General features: G+C 75.7%; 15 protein-coding genes and 1 tRNA gene. 10 read left to right on the forward strand and 6 right to left on the reverse strand.

Translation table 11 applies throughout. The features are described 5' to 3' along the window. Positions 1-192: 192 nt before the first annotated feature. Positions 193-792 carry a histidine phosphatase family protein gene (locus ACGF3H_RS04825; RefSeq protein WP_362500365.1) on the reverse strand — a complete coding sequence of 200 codons (600 nt, stop codon included), beginning with the start codon at positions 790-792 and terminating at the stop codon, positions 193-195. 202 nt (positions 793-994) lie between these two features. On the opposite strand from ACGF3H_RS04825, the gene ACGF3H_RS04830 reads away from it, so the two are divergent. From ACGF3H_RS04830 to ACGF3H_RS04860, 7 genes are all read left to right on the forward strand, one after another. Next, the gene (locus tag ACGF3H_RS04830) at positions 995-1,948 is read left to right on the forward strand and encodes a phosphatase PAP2 family protein (RefSeq protein WP_362500364.1); all 954 of its coding nucleotides are present in this window, start codon (positions 995-997) and stop codon (positions 1,946-1,948) included. After that, on the forward strand, positions 1,845-3,047 hold the full coding sequence (locus ACGF3H_RS04835) for a hypothetical protein (protein ID WP_393816453.1): 1,203 nt from the start codon (positions 1,845-1,847) through the stop codon (positions 3,045-3,047). Before ACGF3H_RS04830 ends, ACGF3H_RS04835 begins: the two co-directional genes overlap by 104 nt. Beyond that, on the forward strand, positions 3,038-4,645 hold the full coding sequence (locus ACGF3H_RS04840; RefSeq protein WP_362500363.1) for a hypothetical protein: 1,608 nt from the start codon (positions 3,038-3,040) through the stop codon (positions 4,643-4,645). The genes ACGF3H_RS04835 and ACGF3H_RS04840 overlap by 10 nt, the downstream gene beginning before the upstream one ends. After that, positions 4,642-6,003 (forward strand): AAA domain-containing protein, encoded by a 1,362-nt coding sequence (locus tag ACGF3H_RS04845; RefSeq protein WP_362500362.1) that lies wholly within the window; start codon positions 4,642-4,644, stop codon positions 6,001-6,003. Before ACGF3H_RS04840 ends, ACGF3H_RS04845 begins: the two co-directional genes overlap by 4 nt. A 325-nt stretch (positions 6,004-6,328) precedes the next feature. Further along, on the forward strand, positions 6,329-6,700 hold the full coding sequence (locus ACGF3H_RS04850) for a hypothetical protein (RefSeq protein WP_362500361.1): 372 nt from the start codon (positions 6,329-6,331) through the stop codon (positions 6,698-6,700). Between the two features lie 140 nt (positions 6,701-6,840). Continuing rightward, complete coding sequence (locus ACGF3H_RS04855; RefSeq protein WP_362500360.1) at positions 6,841-7,425, forward strand: bifunctional DNA primase/polymerase; 585 nt, start codon at positions 6,841-6,843, stop codon at positions 7,423-7,425. Next, a tRNA-Lys gene (locus ACGF3H_RS04860) sits at positions 7,416-7,489 on the forward strand. Before ACGF3H_RS04855 ends, ACGF3H_RS04860 begins: the two co-directional genes overlap by 10 nt. 92 nt (positions 7,490-7,581) lie before the next feature. Here the strand turns inward: ACGF3H_RS04860 and ACGF3H_RS04865 are convergent. Further along, positions 7,582-8,910: a M6 family metalloprotease domain-containing protein gene (locus ACGF3H_RS04865; RefSeq protein ID WP_362500359.1), complete on the reverse strand. Its 1,329-nt coding sequence runs from the start codon at positions 8,908-8,910 to the stop codon at positions 7,582-7,584. 332 nt (positions 8,911-9,242) lie between these two features. Between ACGF3H_RS04865 and ACGF3H_RS04870 the strand changes: the two genes are divergently transcribed. Then, on the forward strand, positions 9,243-11,105 hold the full coding sequence (locus ACGF3H_RS04870) for an EAL domain-containing protein (RefSeq protein ID WP_362500358.1): 1,863 nt from the start codon (positions 9,243-9,245) through the stop codon (positions 11,103-11,105). Here ACGF3H_RS04870 and ACGF3H_RS04875 read toward each other — a convergent pair. Next, positions 11,081-12,181 (reverse strand): LLM class flavin-dependent oxidoreductase, encoded by a 1,101-nt coding sequence (locus tag ACGF3H_RS04875; RefSeq protein WP_362500357.1) that lies wholly within the window; start codon positions 12,179-12,181, stop codon positions 11,081-11,083. The two genes, ACGF3H_RS04870 and ACGF3H_RS04875, sit on opposite strands and share 25 nt — an antisense overlap. 62 nt (positions 12,182-12,243) lie before the next feature. Then, complete coding sequence (locus ACGF3H_RS04880; RefSeq protein ID WP_362500356.1) at positions 12,244-13,146, reverse strand: LysR family transcriptional regulator; 903 nt, start codon at positions 13,144-13,146, stop codon at positions 12,244-12,246. A gap of 110 nt (positions 13,147-13,256) precedes the next feature. On the opposite strand from ACGF3H_RS04880, the gene ACGF3H_RS04885 reads away from it, so the two are divergent. After that, a complete protein-coding gene (locus tag ACGF3H_RS04885; RefSeq protein WP_362500355.1) occupies positions 13,257-13,622 on the forward strand; it encodes a nuclear transport factor 2 family protein in 366 nt (121 codons plus the stop codon). A gap of 21 nt (positions 13,623-13,643) precedes the next feature. Here ACGF3H_RS04885 and ACGF3H_RS04890 read toward each other — a convergent pair whose 3' ends face one another. Together ACGF3H_RS04890 and ACGF3H_RS04895 are read right to left on the reverse strand one after the other, a co-directional pair. Then, positions 13,644-15,515 (reverse strand): SMI1/KNR4 family protein, encoded by a 1,872-nt coding sequence (locus ACGF3H_RS04890; protein ID WP_362500354.1) that lies wholly within the window; start codon positions 15,513-15,515, stop codon positions 13,644-13,646. Positions 15,516-15,552: 37 nt separating this feature from the next. Further along, positions 15,553-16,005: a pyridoxamine 5'-phosphate oxidase family protein gene (locus ACGF3H_RS04895; protein ID WP_362500353.1), complete on the reverse strand. Its 453-nt coding sequence runs from the start codon at positions 16,003-16,005 to the stop codon at positions 15,553-15,555. 131 nt (positions 16,006-16,136) lie between these two features. Between ACGF3H_RS04895 and ACGF3H_RS04900 the strand changes: the two genes are divergently transcribed. Then, complete coding sequence (locus ACGF3H_RS04900; RefSeq protein WP_362500352.1) at positions 16,137-19,337, forward strand: LuxR C-terminal-related transcriptional regulator; 3,201 nt, start codon at positions 16,137-16,139, stop codon at positions 19,335-19,337. Positions 19,338-19,410: the final 73 nt, after the last annotated feature.

A 19,410-nucleotide genomic window follows, 5' to 3' on the forward strand; every position in this document is an offset into this window, starting at 1 on the left:
TGGCCCGGCGTTGCGGGGTGCCGCTGCGCCCACCCGTGCCGCCCCAGCGGCACGACTGCCCGCAGCTAGGGGGGAGGCGGCACGCTGCCCGCAGCTCGGGGGGGGACGGCGAGGTGGCACGACTGCCCGCAGCCAGGGGGCGAGGCGAGGTGGCTCGAGTGGCTGCGGTCGGGCCCGCGCGGCGTCAGGGTGTCAGTGGTCGGTCAGGTGGCCGAGGTCGTTCCAGGATTCGATGGCCGGGTCTCCGTAGGCCCAGCCCAGTATCGACAGTGACGTCGGGTTCAGGCGGATCCGGGACGCGAAGTCCAGCGGCAGGCCCAGCCAGCGGGCGCCGATCGACCGCAGGATGTGCCCGTGGGCGAAGACCAGGACGTCGCGGTCGGCCTCCCGTGCCCACGCGACCACCTCGTCCGCGCGCGCGGTGACGTCGGCCAGGCTCTCGCCCTCCGGGACCCCGTCCCGCCAGATCAGCCAGCCCGGCCGGACCGCCTGGATCTCGTCCGGCGTCATGCCCTCGTACGCCCCGTAGTCCCACTCCATGAGCGTGTCCCAGGTCTCGGCGCGCTCGCCGAAGCCGGCGATCTCGCAGGTCTCGCGGGCCCGGGACAGGGGGCTGGTGCGCACCTCGACGCCGGGCAGGCCGTCCAGGGGCGCCCGGTGCAGGCGCTCGCCGAGCAGTTTGGCGCCGCGCCGGCCCTCCTCCAGGAGCGGCACATCGGTCCTGCCGGTGTGCTTGCCGGACAGCGACCACTCGGTCTGTCCGTGCCGGGCCAGCAGGATGCGCGGTGCCATGAAGGGGCCTTTCCGGGAGGAATGTCGGGGGGACACCTCCATCATCGCGCACGCGGCGGGCGGGCAACCCGGGGGGACGTCCCGGCGTCTATCAGGGCCGGGGGCGCTCCGTGAGGAGGTCTTCCGGACGCCGTAGAGTGGCACGCCCGGCGCCGTCGGGCACGCGCGAGAAGATGCGAGAAGAAGGGGGAGGGCGATCGGATTGCCGCACACCGAGACACCGGGCACCGAGGCGGCCCCTCGGACCCGGCTTCGCTGGTGGACCGAGCTTCCGCTGATCCTCCTCGTGTACGCCTGCTACTCGGCGGGCCGCCTTCTCGTGCGCGGTGACGTCGCGGATGCCGTCGACCACGGGCTGGCGATCCTGCACATCGAGAAGGTGCTGTTCCTCAACGCCGAGCACCCGCTGAACCGTCTCTTCACCCGCGAACCGTGGCTCGGCGTCCCGGCCGACTTCTGGTACGCGTCGCTGCACTACGTCGTCACCCCGGCGATCCTCATCTGGCTGTTCCGCTCCCGCGCCGTGCGCTACCGGGCGGCCCGCACCTGGCTGATGACGTCCACGTTCATCGGACTGATCGGCTTCACGCTGCTGCCGACCTGCCCGCCCCGGCTGCTGGACGCGAGCCACGGGTTCGTCGACACGATGGCCCACTACAGCTCGTACGGCTGGTGGGGCGGCGAGGCGAGCGCGCCGCGCGGTCTGGGCGGGATGACCAACCAGTACGCGGCCATGCCGAGTCTGCACGTGGGCTGGGCGCTGTGGTGCGGCGTGATGCTGTGGCGGTACGGCGGCACGCGCACGGCGAAGGTGGCCGGTGTGGTCTACCCGCTGGTGACGACGATCGTGGTGATGGGCACCGCGAACCACTACTTCCTCGACGCGGTGGCGGGCGCCGCCGTGATGGGCGCGGGCTTCCTGCTGGCGCCGTTCGTGATGCGGATCGCGGACCGGGCGCGGACCCGGATCACCGCCCGCTTCGCCTCCGCCCCGCAGGGTTCCGGCGACGCTGATTCCCCTGTTGTCAGTGGTGGATGCCAGACTTCCGCGGGTGAGCGATTTCCACGGCAGCGCGAGCAGCGGTTCGGAGCGGGAGCCGAGCCGGACGCCTCCCCCACGGACGCGGGGGACGAGACTCCGGCACCGGCTCGCTGAGCTGCGGGGTCCCGACGTCCAGGCGAAGGCGCTGGACGCGCGGGCCCTGGCCGCCCTCGCGGCCAACCCGGGGTGCAGGCGGCGCGCGATCCTCGACGGCGCCGGGGTGGACAAGGGCTCGCTGGCGAGCGCGCTCGGTTCGCCGTCGGTCTTCGGCCAGTCGCAGTTCGCGTTCACCCGGGGCAACGCCTTCGAGGCGCGGGTGAAGGCGGACGGCGGCGCCGAGCTGCTGCGCCTCGTGCACGAGAGGCTGGACCCGGCCGCCGAGCCGCCCGCCGGGGCGCAGGCGCCCGACCTGTCGGCGACCGGCCCCCAGGGGCGTGCCGCGCGCACCTCGCTGGCGCTGCGCGAGGCGGCACGGGCGTCGGGCGCCTGGACGCTCCTGGACCATCCGATGCTGGCCCTGGACGTCGCCGGCTCCCCCGCCTTCCTGGAGCCGGACGCGGTGGTGGTCCACCCGGACGGCACCTGGACGGTCGTCGAGATCAAGTCCTTCCCGATGCTGGACGGCTCCGCGGACCCGGCGAAGGTGGGCGCCGCCGCCCGCCAGGCCGCGGTGTACGTGCTGGCGCTGGAGGAGGTCGCCGCCCGCCTGGACCCGCCGCCGCGTGTGCGGCACCGGATCCTCCTGGTCTGCCCGAAGGACTTCTCCAACCTGCCCACCGCGTCCGCCGTCGACGTGCGCAAGCAGCGCGCGGTGACCGGCCGCCAGCTGGCCCGCCTCACCCGGATCGAGGAGATCGCCGACGCGCTCCCCGAGGGCGTCTGCTTCTCGCCCGCGCTGCCAGCCGACGAGCTGACGGCCGCGGTCGAGGCGGTCCCGGCGACGTACGCGCCCGAGTGCCTGTCCGCGTGCGAGCTGGCCTTCCACTGCCGCGCCCGGTCCCGCGCGGCCGGTGCGGTGACCTCGCTGGGCCGCCCGGTGCGGGCCGAGCTCGGCGGGCTGTCCACGGTGGACGACGTACTGGCCGCGGCGCACGGCGAGGCCGGCGACCCGGACGACCCGGCGGTGGCCGCGCTGCGCCGGGCGGCGGCGCTGCGGGCCGAGGCGCTGGCGTCGGTGGGCGGCGGGACCGGCGAGGTGGCCGCGTGTCGCTGATCACCACGCTCGCCCGGCTCGAGGCGGTGCGCGACGGCCGGGCCCAGCCCGCCGCCACCGTGCGGCACCGCCACCTGTCCGACCGCCCCCTCGTCTTCGTGCCGCTGATCACCGCGGGTGAGGCCGGCGCCCCGCTGGGCGCGCTGGTCGGCACGGACCGGGAGGCGCCGCACCTGCTCGTCGTCCCGCAGCCCCGCGACCGCGACCTGCGCTCCGCGTTCCTGGCCGAGCTGGCCGGCATCGTGTTGCCGCACGTCGAGGCGTACGCCGACAGCGTCGAGGCCGCCGAGCGCACCGAGACGGACCCGGAGACCGGCAAGCGGGTCAGGGTCGAGGTCGACCTGTGCGCGGACGCGGCGCAGCTGATCGTGCCGAGCCGCGCCGGCATCGAGTTCGTACGGCTGCTCGGCCGGTCCATGCGCTTCCGGCGCACGGCGGAGCAGGACCCGGAGACGCCGCACCCCGCGCCGCCGAGGGTGCCGCTGCTCGGCCGGTGGCTGACCCACTACGGCGAGCGGGCGCGGGTGCCCGGCTCCTCCCTGCTCCTCGCGATGACCGACCTGCTGGGCCGGCACTGGGCGACCGGGCAGTCGACCCTGGAGGACCAGCACCTGGGGGCGCTGCTCGCGTGGATCGCCCCGCCCGACGGGTGGGCGACCGGCGCCGAGGCCGCGCGCCACGCCGAGCTCGCCCGCGACGCCGACGGCCAGCTGCGGTGCCCGCCCGCGGGCCCGGCGACCGACCCGGCCTTCGACAACAAGCTGCTCGCGCCCGCCATCGAGCGCTACGACCGCGCCCGCACCGCGCTCTTCGCCGCCGAGGACGGGCTGGAGGCCGACGACCGGCTGGGCGCGCTCACGGCCGCCGAGCGGGAGATCCGCGATCTGGTGGAGAGCCGCACGCGGCCCACCTGGGACGCGGTGTGGCGGGGCCTGGACCTGCTGCGGGAGCTGCCCGCCGGGGCGCACGTCGAGGACCGGTGGACGCGCGACCGCTGGTCGTTCACCTCGCACCGCGACCGCATCCTCGCCGGTGAGCCCCCGCAGCCGCGCCGGGACGACGCGGTGACCGCGGCGAACAAGCTCGCGACGCGGGAGCGGGAGCAGGCCCGGCTCGAGGCGCAGGAGGCACTGGACGACCCGCTGGTGATGGCCGGGCGGCGGCTGTCCGGGGAGGCGTTCGCGGGCGAGGTCGTGGACGTGGTCATGGCGTACAGCGAGAGCAAGCGGCCCAGTCCGCGCCCGCTGGTCACGGTCCGCACGGACGACCGGCCGCACCTGGGAGAGCGGGTCAAGGTGTACCGATCGCTGGGCGGCAAGCCGCAGGCGGCGGAGTACGTCGGGCCGGGAGGGCCGGACGAGGAGGGCGTGCTGGTGCTGCGCATCGTCGACAAGATGGGCCGCGGCAAGGAGCCCGAGGCCGGGTCGGTGCCCGAGAAGGGCGACCTGGTCTGCTTCACCCTCTTCGAGCACGAGCAACGCGGCGGGGCGAAGCTGCCCGACCCGGAGCAGACCCCGTGGACGCACGGCGGGCCGCCCGGTGAGCCGGCCGCCGTACCGGAGCCCGCCGACGCCCAGACCCCGGAGGACGTCCTGTGACCGCCGAGGCCACCACCGCCCCCGTCGGGGCCGCCTTCGACCCGGGCGCCGAGGCCGCCCGCGCCACCGCGGCGATCCTCCACGACACCCTGCACGGCACGGAGCGCGGTGTCGTCGTGGACTCACCGCCCGGCGCCGGCAAGTCCACGCTCGTGGTGCGGGCGGCGCTTGAGCTGGCCGGGGCCGGACGTCCGCTGATGGTGGTCGCGCAGACCAACGCCCAGGTGGACGACCTGGTGCTGCGGCTCGCCGAGAAGGACCCAGACCTCCCGGTGGGCCGCCTGCACAGCAGCGACGCCGATCCGTACGACAAGGCGCTCGACGACCTGGCGAACGTCCGCAAGTCCGCGAAGGCGGCGGACCTCGCCGGGCAGGCGGTGGTCCTGTCGACCGCCGCGAAGTGGGCGCACGTCTCGGTGGACGAGCCGTGGCGGCACGCGATCGTCGACGAGGCGTACCAGATGCGGTCCGACGCGCTGCTGGCCGTGGCCGGCCTGTTCGAGCGGGCGCTGTTCGTGGGCGACCCGGGGCAGCTGGACCCGTTCGCGACGGTGGGCAGCGAGCAGTGGGCGGGGCTGTCGTACGACCCGTCCGGCTCGGCGGTGACGACACTCCTCGCCCACAATCCGGGGCTGCCGCAGCACCGGCTGCCGGTGTCGTGGCGGCTCCCGGCGTCGGCGGCGCCGCTGGTGTCGGCGGCGTTCTACCCGTACACGCCGTTCCGCAGCGGCACGGGCCACGGCGACCGGCGGCTGTCCTTCGCGGTGCCGTCGGACGGCTCGGGGCCCGACCGGGTCATCGACGAGGCCGCCGCCTCGGGGTGGGGCCTGCTGGAGCTGCCGGCCCGGCACACGCCGCGCACGGACCCGGAGGCGGTGCGGGCGGTGGCGGCGGTGGTGCGCCGGCTGCTGGACCGCGGGGGCGCGGCGGTCTCCGAGCGCTCGCCCGACCCCGCCCCGCTGACCGCCGGCCGCATCGCCGTGGGCACCGCGCACCGGGACCAGGCGGCGGCGGTCCGGGCGGCGCTGGCCGAGCTGGGGGTGCGGGACGTGACGGTGGACACGGCGAACCGGCTGCAGGGCCGGGAGTACGACGTGACGGTCGTCCTGCACCCGCTCTCCGGCCGCCCCGACGCCACCGCCTTCCACCTGGAGACGGGCCGCCTGTGCGTCCTGGCCTCCCGCCACCGGCACGCGTGCATCGTGGTGTGCCGCGAGGGGGTGGACGCCCTGCTGGACGACTACCCGTCGACGGAGCCGGTCCAGCTGGGAACGCTGGTGAAGTTCCCGGACGGGTGGGAGGCGAACCACGCGGTCCTGGCCCACCTCGCCGAACACCGCGTCCCCTGGCGACCCTGACCTTCGCGCCGCCGCCGGACGGAGTCCGGCACGCCGCCGGAGGCGGCCGATGGATACAGCCCGGACGGGTGGGAGGCGAACCACGCGGTCCTCGCCCACCTCGCCGAACACCGCGTCCCCTGGCGACCCTGACCACCGCGCCGGCGACCAGCGCGGCGCCCCGGCCGGGGAGTCCTGACCGCACAGGTGCCCCGCGAGCGTCTGCGCCCCTCGTGAGGTCGAGGCCCACTTGCATGGGCGCGGGACAATGGACGGTGGCCCACTCCACCGAGGGTGCCCCCGCTCGTGGGGGACGGTCGTCCGTGACGTACGAGAAGGAGAAGACATGGCGGAGCCCACGCCGGGTCGGAACCAACCGCGGCTGCGCCCCGCGCCCCTGCTCTTCGAGCCCGCGGAGGCGGCCGCCGATCCGGAGCACTTCTTCGACCTCGAGTCGATCGACGACCCCCGGGCGCTGCTGGACCGTGCGACGGAGCTGACGCAGGCGTTCCGGGCCGCGACGGACCGGGCGGTGGAGTTCCAGGCGATGGCGGCGGCGCAGCTGGCGGACCCGCGGAAGTTCGACCGGCTGACGGCCGCGGACATCGCCGACCGGGCCGAGTGGACCGAGGACTACGCCAAGAAGATGGTGGAGTTCGGCCGGGATCTGCTGCGCGGCGCCGAGGGCCGCGGCCCCGGGCACGTCGACCCGGTGTAGACCGGCACCGGCCCGCCCGTCTGTTCGACTACCCGGGACGCATATGCCAGACGGGCAAGATACCGGCTCCCCGCCGCCCGTGTCCCGGTTTCCCGCAACTCAACGGAGCGGCATCCTCACAGCCGGTAGACGTAAGGAGCATGAGCAGCACACGGAATGTCTCGGACGTCACCGCGGACGGCGCCGCCTGGCTGGCCTCGGCGGGTGCCTACCCGCGCAGCACCCTCGCCCTGTGGGAGGAGCGGCCGGACGCCCCGGTCGTCCTGCCCTGCGGTTCCGCCTTCGACGTGGTGAGCGTCCCCGCGGTCTTCGGCCGCCGGATGCTGGACCGGATGTGGGAGGAGGGCCCGGGGTCGGGACCCGTCGCCGAGTTCCGCGGCCGGACGCTGCTGTTCGCCGCGCCCGGCACCGCCCAGCGGCTGCCCTCGCTGCTGGAGTGGGAGGAGTGGAGCGCCCGCGGCCGGCAGGACGGCCGCACCGTCGACGTGCCGCCGCTGCTGTGCCACGGCGCCGGCGACGCGGTGACCGTCCCGGCGCCCACCGGCGCGTCCCCCCGTTCCGGTTCCCGCTGGCTGGTGGCCCCCGACACCCGTCTGCCGTGGCTGCCCGGCCCGGAGATCCTGCTCTGGGCGGCGGTCCGGGCGGCCCGGGCCGCGGTGCGGATTTCGATTTTTCCCTCCGCCGACCAGGATGCTAAGGTCTACGACGTCAGCAGGCGCCGCTAGCTCAGTTGGTTAGAGCAGCTGACTCTTAATCAGCGGGTCCGGGGTTCGAGTCCCTGGCGGCGCACGTTGTCGATGGCGAGGCATGTTCGCGCAATGCGCGAACCGGCCTCGCCATCGTTGTTCTTGCGCGGCTGCGGCGCGGTCTGCCCAGGAGGCTCAGCCGGGCGTGATCTTCACCGTCCACGCCCCCGACACCGTCCGCCCCTCCACTTCGACCCGTACGCCGTCCCCCGGCACCGTGAAGCTCTCGCCGAGTCCCACCGGGGCGTCCGCGAGCGGCGGGTAGACCGAGTCCTCCCAGCAGGCCTCGGTGTGCGGGTGGGCGTCGATCACCTCGACCGGCCCGCCCCCGGACTCCGCCCCGCCGCGCACCCGGTACACCAGCACCCCCGCGCGGCAGGCGGCGGCGTCGTTGCCCACCGGTCCCCGCGCCTCGAAGGCGAGCGCGCTGTCGGCCCCGGTGCGGACCACGGCGAGCTTGGTTCCCCGGCCGAGGCCGAAGGCCGGCGCCCCGGCGGCCCCCGTCACCACCACGCCGGGACCCGCGCCGAGCGGCTCCAGGGTCAGCCGGGTCGGTCCGCTGCCGCGGACGCACGCCACCTGCCGGGGGCGCAGCCAGCCGAGCTTCCACTTGTGCCAGCCGAACAGGTCGGGTGCCAGCCCGAACTGGCTGCCCATCAGGTCCCAGTCGCCGACGTGCGTGTCCCAGTCGCCCTTGCCGTCCGCGGGCCGGTGGTACAGGTCGGGCAGGTCGAAGACGTGCCCGGTCTCGTGGGCCAGCACCAGCCGGTCCGGCGGGTGGTTCTCGAACACCGTGACGACCCGCCGGACGTCGGTGCTGTCGGCCCGCATCGGGGAGTCCAGGTTGACGACCTTCGTGGCGTCGGAGTCGACGCCGGGGGCGTCCGGGTCGGCGACGAAGTAGACGATGTCGTAGCGGGAGAAGTCCACGTGCGGATCGGCGGCGGCGAGCGCGTCGCGGAGGTAGGCCGCCCGGTGCCCGGGACCCCAGTCGCGCCGTATGTCGTACGCCGTCGACGGCCTCGGCATGGGGATCCAGTCCCGCAGGGGGTGCGGCCGGAGCGTGAACGCGCCGTAGGAGGCCCGCCGGAAGAAGCGGGTGGTGGCCGGGAAGTGGTCGGCGGCCAGTTCGGCCGGCCGGGTCAGCGGCTGGGAGTCCGGGAAGGACAGGAACACCATCACCGCGTCCAGCGCGCGGGCCGGTCGGGGATAGGCGGCGTTCCAGGTGTCCAGGCCCTCGGAGTGGTGGGCCGCGGTGCGCCGGAGCGCGCAGGGCTCCGGGGAGAAGGGTTCGGCGACCGAGGGAGCGGTGATCAGGGAGGTCGCGGCGAGCGCCGACATGGTGGTGCACACCGCGGCCGTGCTGCGCAGCCTGGGCCGGGCCGCCCCCTTCGCCCGGCGGCTCGCGCCGAGGCCCTTGAGGGCCTCGCGGGGAAGTCGCCTCAGGGGGAGCTGGCGCGGCACATCGACCTCCGGATGCGGTTTCGCGGGACACCGCACCCAGCTTGTGCATGTTTGTCGTACTGCGCCCTGTTCGCCTGCACCGGATGGGTGAGTCGCTCGGCCTTCCGCCGGAGCGCGCCGGTGTCGACACCCCCGGACCACTCACGGAACGTCACGACTGGTCGGAGGCGTGATGGAGCCGACCAGACGTGGGCAGAAACGATCACCCGGAGGGCTCACTCGGTCCGCGAAGCGGATCGGCGGCTGGAAGGGCCCGGAGCCAGCCTCTATGATCGGCACACTTTCCTGCACGGACACAGACGGACCGAGATCGAGGCACTGCGGGAGCAGCGGTGAACGGAACCTCCGAAGGGCCGGCGCCCGCGGCGGACGTCGACCGGTCGGCCGTCACGGACGGTGACATCGACCTGGCAGCACGTACGGGACCCGCGGCCTACCGCGAGGTGTTCACGGCCGCCCCGCTCGCGATGGCCGTCGTGGACGCCGAGGGCCTGGTCGTCAGCGCCAACGACACGCTGGGCACGCTGCTCGGCACCGACCCCGCCGCCCTGACCGGCTGCGCGGCGGCCGACCTGGTCGACCTCGCGTCCGACGCGGGCACCTGGCACGCGTACCGCGAGGTGCTGAGCGGCCGGCAGCCCCGGCTGCGCTGCACCCGCCGCCTGAAGCGGGCCGACGGCCACTCCCTGTGGGCCCAGGTCACCGTGGCGCCGCTGGCCGGGGACACGCCCGGCCTGCTGCTGTCCGTCTCCGACATCAGCGCCCGGCGCGAACTCCAGGCCCGGCTGCGCCACCTCCAGATGCACGACCCGGTGACCCGGCTGCCCAACCGCGCCCTGTTCTTCGAGCGGCTGACGGCCGCGCTGGAGGCGGAGTCGTACGAGCAGGGCGGCACCGGCCGGGTCGGCCTGTGCTACCTGGACCTGGACGGCTTCAAGGCCGTCAACGACACGCTCGGCCACCGCGTCGGCGACCGGCTGCTGGCCGCCGTCGCCGAGCGGCTCACGCGCTGCGCGGAGGAGGCCGCGGGCGCGCGGGCCGGGGTGCCGCTGGTGGCCCGCCTGGGCGGCGACGAGTTCGCCCTGCTGGTGGAGGACTCCACGGGCACCGACCAGCTCGCCGACCTCGCCGAGTCCGTGCTGGCCGCCCTCCAGCCGCCCTTCGACCTCTCCGGCCGCCGGCTGTCGGTCACCGCGTCGGTCGGGGTGGTCGAGCGGCACACCGCCGGGACGACGCCCACCGCCCTGATGCAGGCGGCCGACACGACCCTGTACTGGGCCAAGGCCGACGGCCGGGCCCGCTGGACGCTGTTCGACCCCGAGCGCAACGCCAGCCGCATGACCCGCCAGGCCCTCGCCGCCACGCTCCGCCCGGCCATCGACCGCGGCGAGTTCGCCCTCGAGTACCAGCCGCTGGTGGGCATGGACGACGGCCGGGTGCGCGGCGTCGAGGCGCTCATCCGCTGGAATCATCCTCAGTTCGGCGTACTGGCGCCGAATCGGTTCATCGCACTGGCGGAGGAGGACGGCTCGATCGTCCCGCTCGGCCGCTGGATCCTGCGCACCGCCTGCCGGCAGGCCCGCCGCTGGCAGCTCGACCACCCCGGCGAGCCGCCCATCTTCGTCAGCGTCAACGTGGCGGTCCGCCAGGTGTGGGACTCCGACCTGGTGGCGGACGTGGCGGCGACCCTGGAGGATACGGGCCTCGCCCCGCACCTGCTCCAGCTGGAGCTGACGGAGTCCGCGGTGATGGGCTCGGCGGGCCGGCCGCTGCAGGTGCTGAAGGCGCTGAGCGACATGGGCGTCCGCATCGCCATCGACGACTTCGGCACCGGCTACTCGAACCTGGCCTACCTCAGCCGGCTCCCGGTGTCCGTGCTGAAGCTGGACGGCGCCTTCGTCCGGGGCTTCCAGTACGCCGGGGTCGCCGACACCGCCGACGCGTCCGACGACGCCGCGGCGAACCCGGCCGACGAGGTCATCGTCGAGGCGATGGTCCAGCTCGCCCACCGGCTGGGCCTGACCGTCACCGCCGAGTGCGTGGAGACCTCGGACCAGGCGAGCCGGCTGCGCCGCATCGGCTGCGACACCGGCCAGGGCTGGCTGTACTCCCGGCCGGTGGCGCCGGACCGCATCTCCGCGCTGCTGGGCTCCTCCGGGACGTCCGGGGTTCAGGCCGGCGCGGGCAGACCGTAGGCGTCGGCGATCAGTTCGTAGGAACGCAGGCGTACGTCGCCGCCGTGGGCGTTGGCGGTGAGCATCAGCTCGTCGGCTCCGGTGCGCTTCTGGAGGTCGTCCAGGCCCGCCCGGACCTCGTCGGCGGTGCCGTGGATGACGTTGGCGTTCCAGGACGCCACGAACTCCCGCTCCATCGGGCTGAAGTCGTACGCCTCCGCCTCCTCGGGCGTCGGCACCAGCCCGGGGCGTCCGGTGCGCAGCCGGACCATGTTCAGCGCGGCGGCCAGCACCTGCCGGCGGGCCTCCTTCTCGTCGTCGGTCGCGAGCGCGGCGACGCCGATGAGGGCGTAGGGCGCGTCCAGCACGGCGGACGGGCGGAAGGACTCGCGGTACAGGTCGAGCGCCGGGATCGTGTTCTGCGCCGAGAAGTGGTGCGCGAAGGCGAAGGGCAGCCCGAGGGTGCCGGCCAGCCGCGCGCTGAACCCGGAGGAGCCGAGCAGCCACACCGGCGGCCGGTGCGCCGACTGCACGCCCCCGGGCGAGGTGGCCTGCACGGGCCCGGGCACGGCGTGGATACGGGCGTACGGGTGCCCGTCGGGGAAGTCGTCGTCCAGGAAGCGGATCAGCTCGGCGAGCTGCTGCGGGAAGTCGTCGGCGCCCTCGTTCAGCCGGTCGGTGCGGCGCAGGGCGGCGGCCGTCGCCCCGTCGGTGCCGGGTGCCCGGCCGAGGCCGAGGTCGACGCGTCCCGGGGCCATGGCCTCCAGCGTGCCGAACTGCTCCGCGATCACCAGCGGCGCGTGGTTCGGCAGCATGACGCCGCCCGAGCCGAGCCGGATGCGGCCGGTGTGGGCGGCGAGGTGCGCGAGGATCACGGCCGGCGAGGAGGAGGCCACGCCCGGCATCGAGTGGTGTTCGGCCACCCAGTACCGGTGGTAGCCGCGGTTCTCCGCGAGGCGGGCGATGTCCACGCTGGTCCGCAGGGCGTCGGTGGCGGTGCGGCCCGCGCCGACGGTCACCAGGTCCAGTACGGAGAGGGGGACGGGTGCGGTGCCGTGGGCGGTGCCCCGGATCTCCTCTGCGGCGTCTGCGGCCATGGTGGGGTGCCTCCTGTTGTCGTGCCGGGTCACTGCGCCGACTAACAGGAGGGTGCCTCCGGTTATTCCCCGGGAGGGCGCCGGTCCCGGCCTGCGAAGGCCGCTCGGCAGTGCGCGAGCAGCTCGCGCACCGCGGGGCCGGCCGTGCCCGCCCAGACCAGGGCGAGCACCCCCGGCGTCTCCACGTCCTCGATGGTGCGGGCGGTGAGGCGGTCGCGGTGGGCGGCGGCCATGGAGTCGCTGAGCACGGCGACGCCGAGCCCGCGGGCGGCCAGTCCGGCGATGGCGTCCCCGGCACTGGCCTGCAGCGCGATCGCGGGCCGGAGGCCCTGCGCGGCGCACGCCTGGTCGAACACGGCGCGCAGGCCGGTGCCCGGCGGCATGCAGATGACCGGGTGCTCGGCCAGGTCGCGCAGCACGACCCGCCGCCGCCGCGCCAGGGGGTGTCCGGCCGGGACCGCCGCGACGAGTCGCTCACTGATGATCGTCCGCGCTGCCAGGTCCCCGGGAGCGGCCGCCGCGGCTCCGACGAGCGCCAGGTCGAGGGCGCCGGTGCGCACCCCGTCCGCGAGCCGGTCGGAACCGTCCTCGAGCAGGGACAGCTCCACGCCCGGATGCGCCTCGTGGAAGGCCGCGAGGGCGTCGAACAGCGGGGTGAGGACACAGCCGATGACCATGCCGACGGCGAGCCGGCCCCGGATCAGGTCGGTCACCTCGCCCACCGCCTGGCCGACCGAGCCCGCCGCGGCCAGTGCGGCGCGGGCGTGTTCGAGCGCGGCCTTCCCGGCGACGGTGAGGGTGACGGTGCGCGCCGACCGGTCGAACAGCTCGGCGCCGAGTTCCCGTTCCAGCCGGCGGATCTGGGCGCTGACGCCGGACTGGCTGATGTGCACCCGCTCGGCGGCGCGCGTGAAGTTCCGCTCCTCGGCGACCGCCACGAAGTACTCGAGCTGCCTCAGTTCCATAACCACTGATTCTAGTTCCGATACGTACCATCTGTTGGACTTCTCACCGGAGGCCCACGAGGCTGGAAGGAACGAGAGACCGGGAACGAGAGACCGACGCAGGAGGAACCGTGCCGGAGTACGAGAAGGCCATGCGGCCCGAGGACATCACCCGTCTGTTCGTCGAGAGGTCCAACGCCGGGGACGCGGCCGGGGTCGCCGCGCTGTACGAGGAGGAGGCGGTGCTGGCCTACCCGCCCGGGGAGCGGACGGTGGGGCGGGAGGCGATCCGCGCCCTGTGGGAGAAGGTGCTCGCCAACGCCCCCCGCTTCGAGCCGGAGCAGCCGCTGCCCACGCTGATCAACGGCGACCTCGCCCTCACCTCGACCCCGCCGAAGGACGGGACCGGGGCGCGGGCGCAGGTCGTGCGGCGCCAGCCCGACGGCAGCTGGCTGCGGGTGCTCGACCAGCCCGAGTTCGTCCCGCCCGCCCGCTGACGTCCGCGGCCGGCACCGCCGTCACCCGAGGCGCGACCAGCTGAACACGGCGTAGCTCTCCCCCTCGCGGGGCGCCCGGGTCCACGAGCGGGTGGTGAAGCGGTGCAGGGCGCCGTCGGTGAGGGCGAAACGGGGCAGGGACAGGGCGAACCCGCTCTCCAGGGCGGCCAGCAGGCGCCGTTCGCCGTCCTCACCGGTCACGCCCCCGAACAGCCGGGCGGGGTCCAGGGATTCGGGGATCTCGCCGTCGCGCTCGATCTCCTCCCCGCGCACCGTGAAGGCGAACAGCTCCCGACCGTGCTCCGCCACCGACAGGTGGATCATCTGGCCGGTGTGCATCCGGGAGGGCTGGACCCAGAGCGTCACGCAGCGTCCCCCGGCCGAGGCCGCGGCGGCGGGTGAGCGGAAGAACTGGTTGCCCGGCTCGTACGAGGGAGCCTCCTCGAAGCCGAACGCCCAGCCGGACGCCGTCCGTCCCACGGAGAGCACCGCCCGGTCCTCCCAGAGTTCCCTTCCGTCCGGCCCGGGGGCCGTCGGTCCGAAGACGCGCTCCCGGGGGCCGACCGGCTGCGGGCTCAGCCCCGCGCAGCCCGGCTCCCCGATCAGGCCGGGCAGAGCGGCCGGCTCGACGCCCTCGACCCACAGGCACCGGTAGCCGGTGCGTATCCGGTTGCGGGCGCCGTCCACCAGCCAGCGCAGTCCCGGCGGGTCCACGTCGGGCGCGGGCTCCGGCGCCGGGCCGGCGCGGCCCGCGCGGGGCGTGGACAGCAGTTCCCGCCAGCGTTCGGGCGTGACCACGCACCCCAGAACGGAGTCGGCCGTCAGGCCCACCGGCGCCACCAGGTCCGGGCCCGGCGGCGTCCAGGACGGCACGGCCGCCCGGATCGTCCGCCACGCCCCGTCCACGTCGCCCCAGCGTGCCGCCTCCCATGCCTCGTCCACCGCCCGGCCGAACGTCCCGCCCGGCTCGTACCGGTACGTACCGTCCAGGACCCGCGCGACGAGATCGTCCGCCGCCGCCCGCAGCCCGTCGTCGGCGTCGCAGCCCAGGGCGAGGGCCCCCAGGGACTCCCGGTGGCGGTTGTCCGCCACGTGCGCCGCCGCCAGAACCGGGAGCAGTTCGCCGGTGCAGCGGGGGTCGGTCACCAGGCCGGCGAAGGCGAAGCGCAGGGTGGCCGCCGGACGGGTCGTGAGCTGCCGTAGCAGCGCCGCGGCTCCCGGGCGGCCGAACGACCGTGCCTCGTCGAGCAGTTCGCCGGCCGTCTCCCAGTGCCCGCGCAGCGCCTCCTCCCTGGCCCGCTCGACGTTGGCGTCCTGGGCGCGGGTGGTGTCGTTCGCGAACCCCGGCACGGAACCGGCCCGGTCCGCGTGGAACGAGCGGTACCGGGCCTCCATGTACGCCCGGAAGGACGGGTAGCGGTCCGGGAGGTCACCGTTCCAGCCCTGGTACACGTACAGCGCCCATTCGCCGTCCGCACCGACGTCCCCGGGGTCGAGGAGGGCGTGCGACATGTCGGACTCCGTCTCCAGCCGCAGCGCCCGCCGCCACATGCCGGCCAGCAGGTGATCCGCCTCGGTCGAGTCCTCGTCCAGGAACTCGTCGTAGGTCTCCGTGAGTCCGTACGGGTCCCCGAACCAGTCGATCTCCTGGACGCCGCCCAGCCGGTACACCGATGCGGTGGCGTCCACCCACCACCCGTCGGCGACGGCCAGGAACTCCCGGTACGAGGGCGGCAGTCGAGTGCCGAGGCGCTCCTCGGCCGCCGCGATGGCGCCCTCGGAGGCGGGCGGCTCCCCCAGCCGCTCCCGCCGGGTCCCGTGCTCGTCCGGAACCCATTCCGCCTGCCAACGCCCCAGGAACTCATGCCAGTCGAAGCCACCGTCCGTCGTCATGCCGGGCATCCTGTCACCCGGCACCGACAACGGCCGGTCAGGCCAGCCAGCGGCCGTCGCGCATCAGCTCGCGGCCGGTCAGCTCGTTCGCCTCGCGCCAGGCCTGGACGCGGCGCGGGACGATCCGGAACCACCGGTACGGCGTGGCCGACGCGCGCGGGTCGAAGCCGGTGCGCTCGGCGAACAGGTCGGCCCGCTGCGGCGGCAGTGCGCCGAGGTCCAGGACCTCGACCTCACCGTCGATCACCGTGACGTCGCGGGTGTGGCCCAGGGCCAGGCGGACGACCCGGCCGGCGGCCAGGTTCCTGCCGGTGGGGCTGTCCGGCGGCGTGGCCGCCAGCAGCGCGTCGCCGTCCCAGTCGAAGGACAGCGGTACGAGGTACGGGGCGCCGTCCGCCGAGGCGCTGGCCACCCAGACGTCGACGTCGTGGGTGAGCCGGTGCTCGGTGTCCTCGCGGCGCTGGGCGCGGGAGCGGGGTGCGGCGCTCATGGTCTCTCCTGTCGGTCGCGGGTCACGACCGCCCGGTCGCGCCGGGCGGGTCGCCGTGACCGCAGCCTCCCGCGGCCGGGGGACGGGGCGCGTCCGTGCCCGCCACGGAAAGCGCCACGGATAATGGGCCGGTGACCAGTCCAGGGATATCGGCGCGGGAAGCGGAAGTGCTCGCGCTGCTCGGGGAGCACCTCAGCAACGCGGAGATGGCGGCCCGGCTGGTCCTCTCCGTACGCACCGTCGAGTCGCACGTCTCGTCGCTGCTGCGCAAGTTGCACCTGCCGGACCGGCGGGCGCTCGCCCGGCACGCGGCGGAGGTCGCCCGCGCCGAGCGGTCCCGGTCCGCGCCCGCCCTGCCGGCGCCGTTGACGGCGTTCATCGGCCGGGTGCGGGAGCGGGGGGAGCTCGCCGAGGCGGTGCGGGCGCACCGCCTGGTGACCGTGACCGGTCCGGGCGGGGTGGGCAAGACGCGTCTCGCGCTGGCGGTGGCGGAGGACCTGGCCGGTGACTTCGCGGACGGGGTGTGGTTCGCCGACCTCGTCCCGGTCACGGAGCCGGACCGGGTGGGCGCGGCGGTCGCGGCGGCCGTGGGTGTGGGCGAGCAGCCCGGGCGGGGCGTCGACGACGCGGTACTGGCCGCGCTGGCGGATCACCGGGCGCTGCTGGTGCTGGACAACTGCGAGCAGGTGCGCGACGGGGTGGCGCCGTTCCTGGAGCGGCTGCTCGCGGCCTGTCCGGGGCTGCGGGTGCTCGTGACGAGCCGGGCCCGGCTGATGGTGCCGTTCGAGCGGGTCCTCCCGGTCCCGCCGCTGTCGCGGGACGGCGGGGACGCGTCGGAGGCGGTGGCGCTGTTCATGGACCGGGCCGCCGCCGTCGGGCAGCCGCCCGGCCCGGCCGTGAGCGACGGGGTCGTGGCCGTCTGCGAACGGCTCGGCGGCGTGGCGCTGGCGATCGAGCTGGCGGCGGCACGCTGGTCCACGCTCGGCCTGGACGGCCTGACGGCCGGTCTCTCCGACCCGCTGCGGATCCTCACCGGCGGGCCCCGCGCCGACGACCGCCACCGGTCGCTGCGGGCGGTGCTGGACTGGAGCCACGACCTGCTGGACCCGCGGGACCGGGTGCTGCTGCGCCGCGTGTCGGTGTTCGTCGCCCCGTTCACCGCGGAGGCGGCCACCGAGATCGCGGGACGCACCCCCGCAGCGGCGACCGAGGCCGCAGGCTTCGCCGCCGGGACCGCCGGGCTCGCCGCCGGGACGACCGGCATCACCGCCGGGACCACCGGGCTCGTTGCCGAAGACACCGGACACCCCGCCGAAGCGGCCACCGAAACCCCCGGGCCCACCACCGGACCGGCCACCGAAACCCCCGGGCCCACCACCGAAACCGCCGGGCCCTCACGGCTGCTCACCGGGGCGGCCGCCGAGGGTGCCGGGCTCGCCGGCGGCAGCGCTGGGGGGTCGGCCGACGCTGTCGTCGTCGCCCGGGCCGCGGGATTCGGTGACGGCGCCTCCGCCGGAGGTACCAGGTCCGCCGTCCACGCCACCGCCACCGCCACCGCCACCGCCACCGAGGCCGCCGGATATGCGCCGCTGGATGCCGCCGAGGTCGTCGACGGGCTCGGGCGGCTCGCCGAGCAGAGTCTGCTCGTGGTGACGCCGTCGGCGACCGGTACGCGGTACCAGGCGCTGGAGACCATCCGCCAGTACGGGACCGAGCGACTCGCCGGCGCCGGTGAGCTGACCGGCGTGCGCGCCCGCCACCTGGACTGGTGCCTGGCCGCCGCCACCGCCTTGGAGGACACCTCGGGCGCGGACTGGCGTGCCCGCTTCGACGCGCTGGCGGACGACCTCCGGGCCGCCCTCGCCTGGGCCGCCGGCCGCCCCGAGCGGCGCGCGGACGCCCACCGTCTCGCCCTGTCGCTGGCCGGGCTGGCCTTCGCCCGCACCCTGCTCGGCGAGGCCCAGCAGCGCTACGAGCAGGCCGCCGCCCTCGCCGGCGGCGCCGCCGGTGCCGCGGCGCTGCGGCAGGCCGCCGCGGTGGCCGGGTGCCGCAGGCTCGGCGACGACATGTACCGGCTGCACCGCGCCGCCGCCGAGGCCGCCCGCCGGGCCGGGGACCGTGCGGGCGCGTGCCGCGACCTGGCGGCGGCCGCCACCGTCGCGTACCGCTTCTCCACCCTGTTCACCAGGATCCCGCCCGTGGACGAGGTGACGGCCCTCCTCGACGGGGCGCGGGAGCAGTGCGACGGGACCCCCGCGGCCGAGGCCGCCGTCGCGCTGGCCGAGGCGGCGGTGCTCTGCGACGCGTACGGCGCGCTCCAGGGCGCCGCGGAGAACACCGTGGACGACACCGTCGTACGCGCCGAACAGGCCGTCGTGCTCGCCCGGCGCACCGGTGACCCGGTGGCGGAGTCCGCCGCCCTCGACGCGCTGTCCGGCGCCCGGAGCTGGGCCGGTGACGCCTTCGCCGGCGCGGCGGCCGCCCGGCGCCGGGTCGGCGTCCTGGCCTCCCTCGCACCCGCACCCGCACCCGCACCCGCCCGGACGCACGAGTCGATGGACGCCCTCGCCATGGCCGCCGGCACCGCCCTCGGCGTGGGTGCGCTGCCGGACGCCCGGCGGTGGGGCAGACAGCTCGCCGGCCACCCGCTGCTGGCCGAGGCGGGACACCACGCCACGGCCTGGCTGCTGACGGCGGACGCGTTCGCCGGGCACGGCGACGAGGTGCTCGCCCGCAGCCCGCGGTTCCTCGACGCCTGGGAGCACAGTGGCCGCCGGCCGTCGCTGTCCCTGGGGGCCGCGGCCGCGTCGGTCGCCATGGTGCGCGGGCTGCGCGGGGAGCACGACGAACGGGCGGCCTGGCTTGCGGTCGTCGACCAGGCGGACACGGCCCCGGAGCAGCACCGTCTCGGCTACGGCGCGGTCCTCGACGCCATGGTCCTGCTCCACCACGGGGACGCCGGGGCGGCACTGGACCGGCTCGCCCCCGACCCCGGGGAGGTGTGGAAGTGGGTGTGCTGGATCTGGCTGCACTGGTACGTGGCCCTCAGGGCGGAGGCGTCGGTGCTCGCCGGGCACCCGGAGGCCGGGGCCCGCGTCGAGGCCGCGCGGAAGACGGTCGCCGGCAATCCGGTCGCCACCGCGCAGGTGGACCGCGCCGGGGCGCTCCTCGGCGGTGACCTGCCAGGGCAGCTCGCCGCCGCGGCGGCCTTCGACGCGGCCGGCTGTCCCTACCAGTCGGCGCGCACCCTCCTGCTCGCCGGGGGCGGGCACGCCGCCGCCGGCCGGGCCGCGCTCACCGGCCTGGGGCTCGCGCCCGGGCCCGCCCGGTGACCGGCGGCACGGCTCCCGGCCCACCGCCTGCCGGCTGCCGCCGCCTGGCGCCCACCGCCTGCCGCCTGCCGCC

The organism is Streptomyces sp. NPDC048185 (genome assembly GCF_043202495.1).
Lineage (GTDB): Bacteria > Actinomycetota > Actinomycetes > Streptomycetales > Streptomycetaceae > Streptomyces.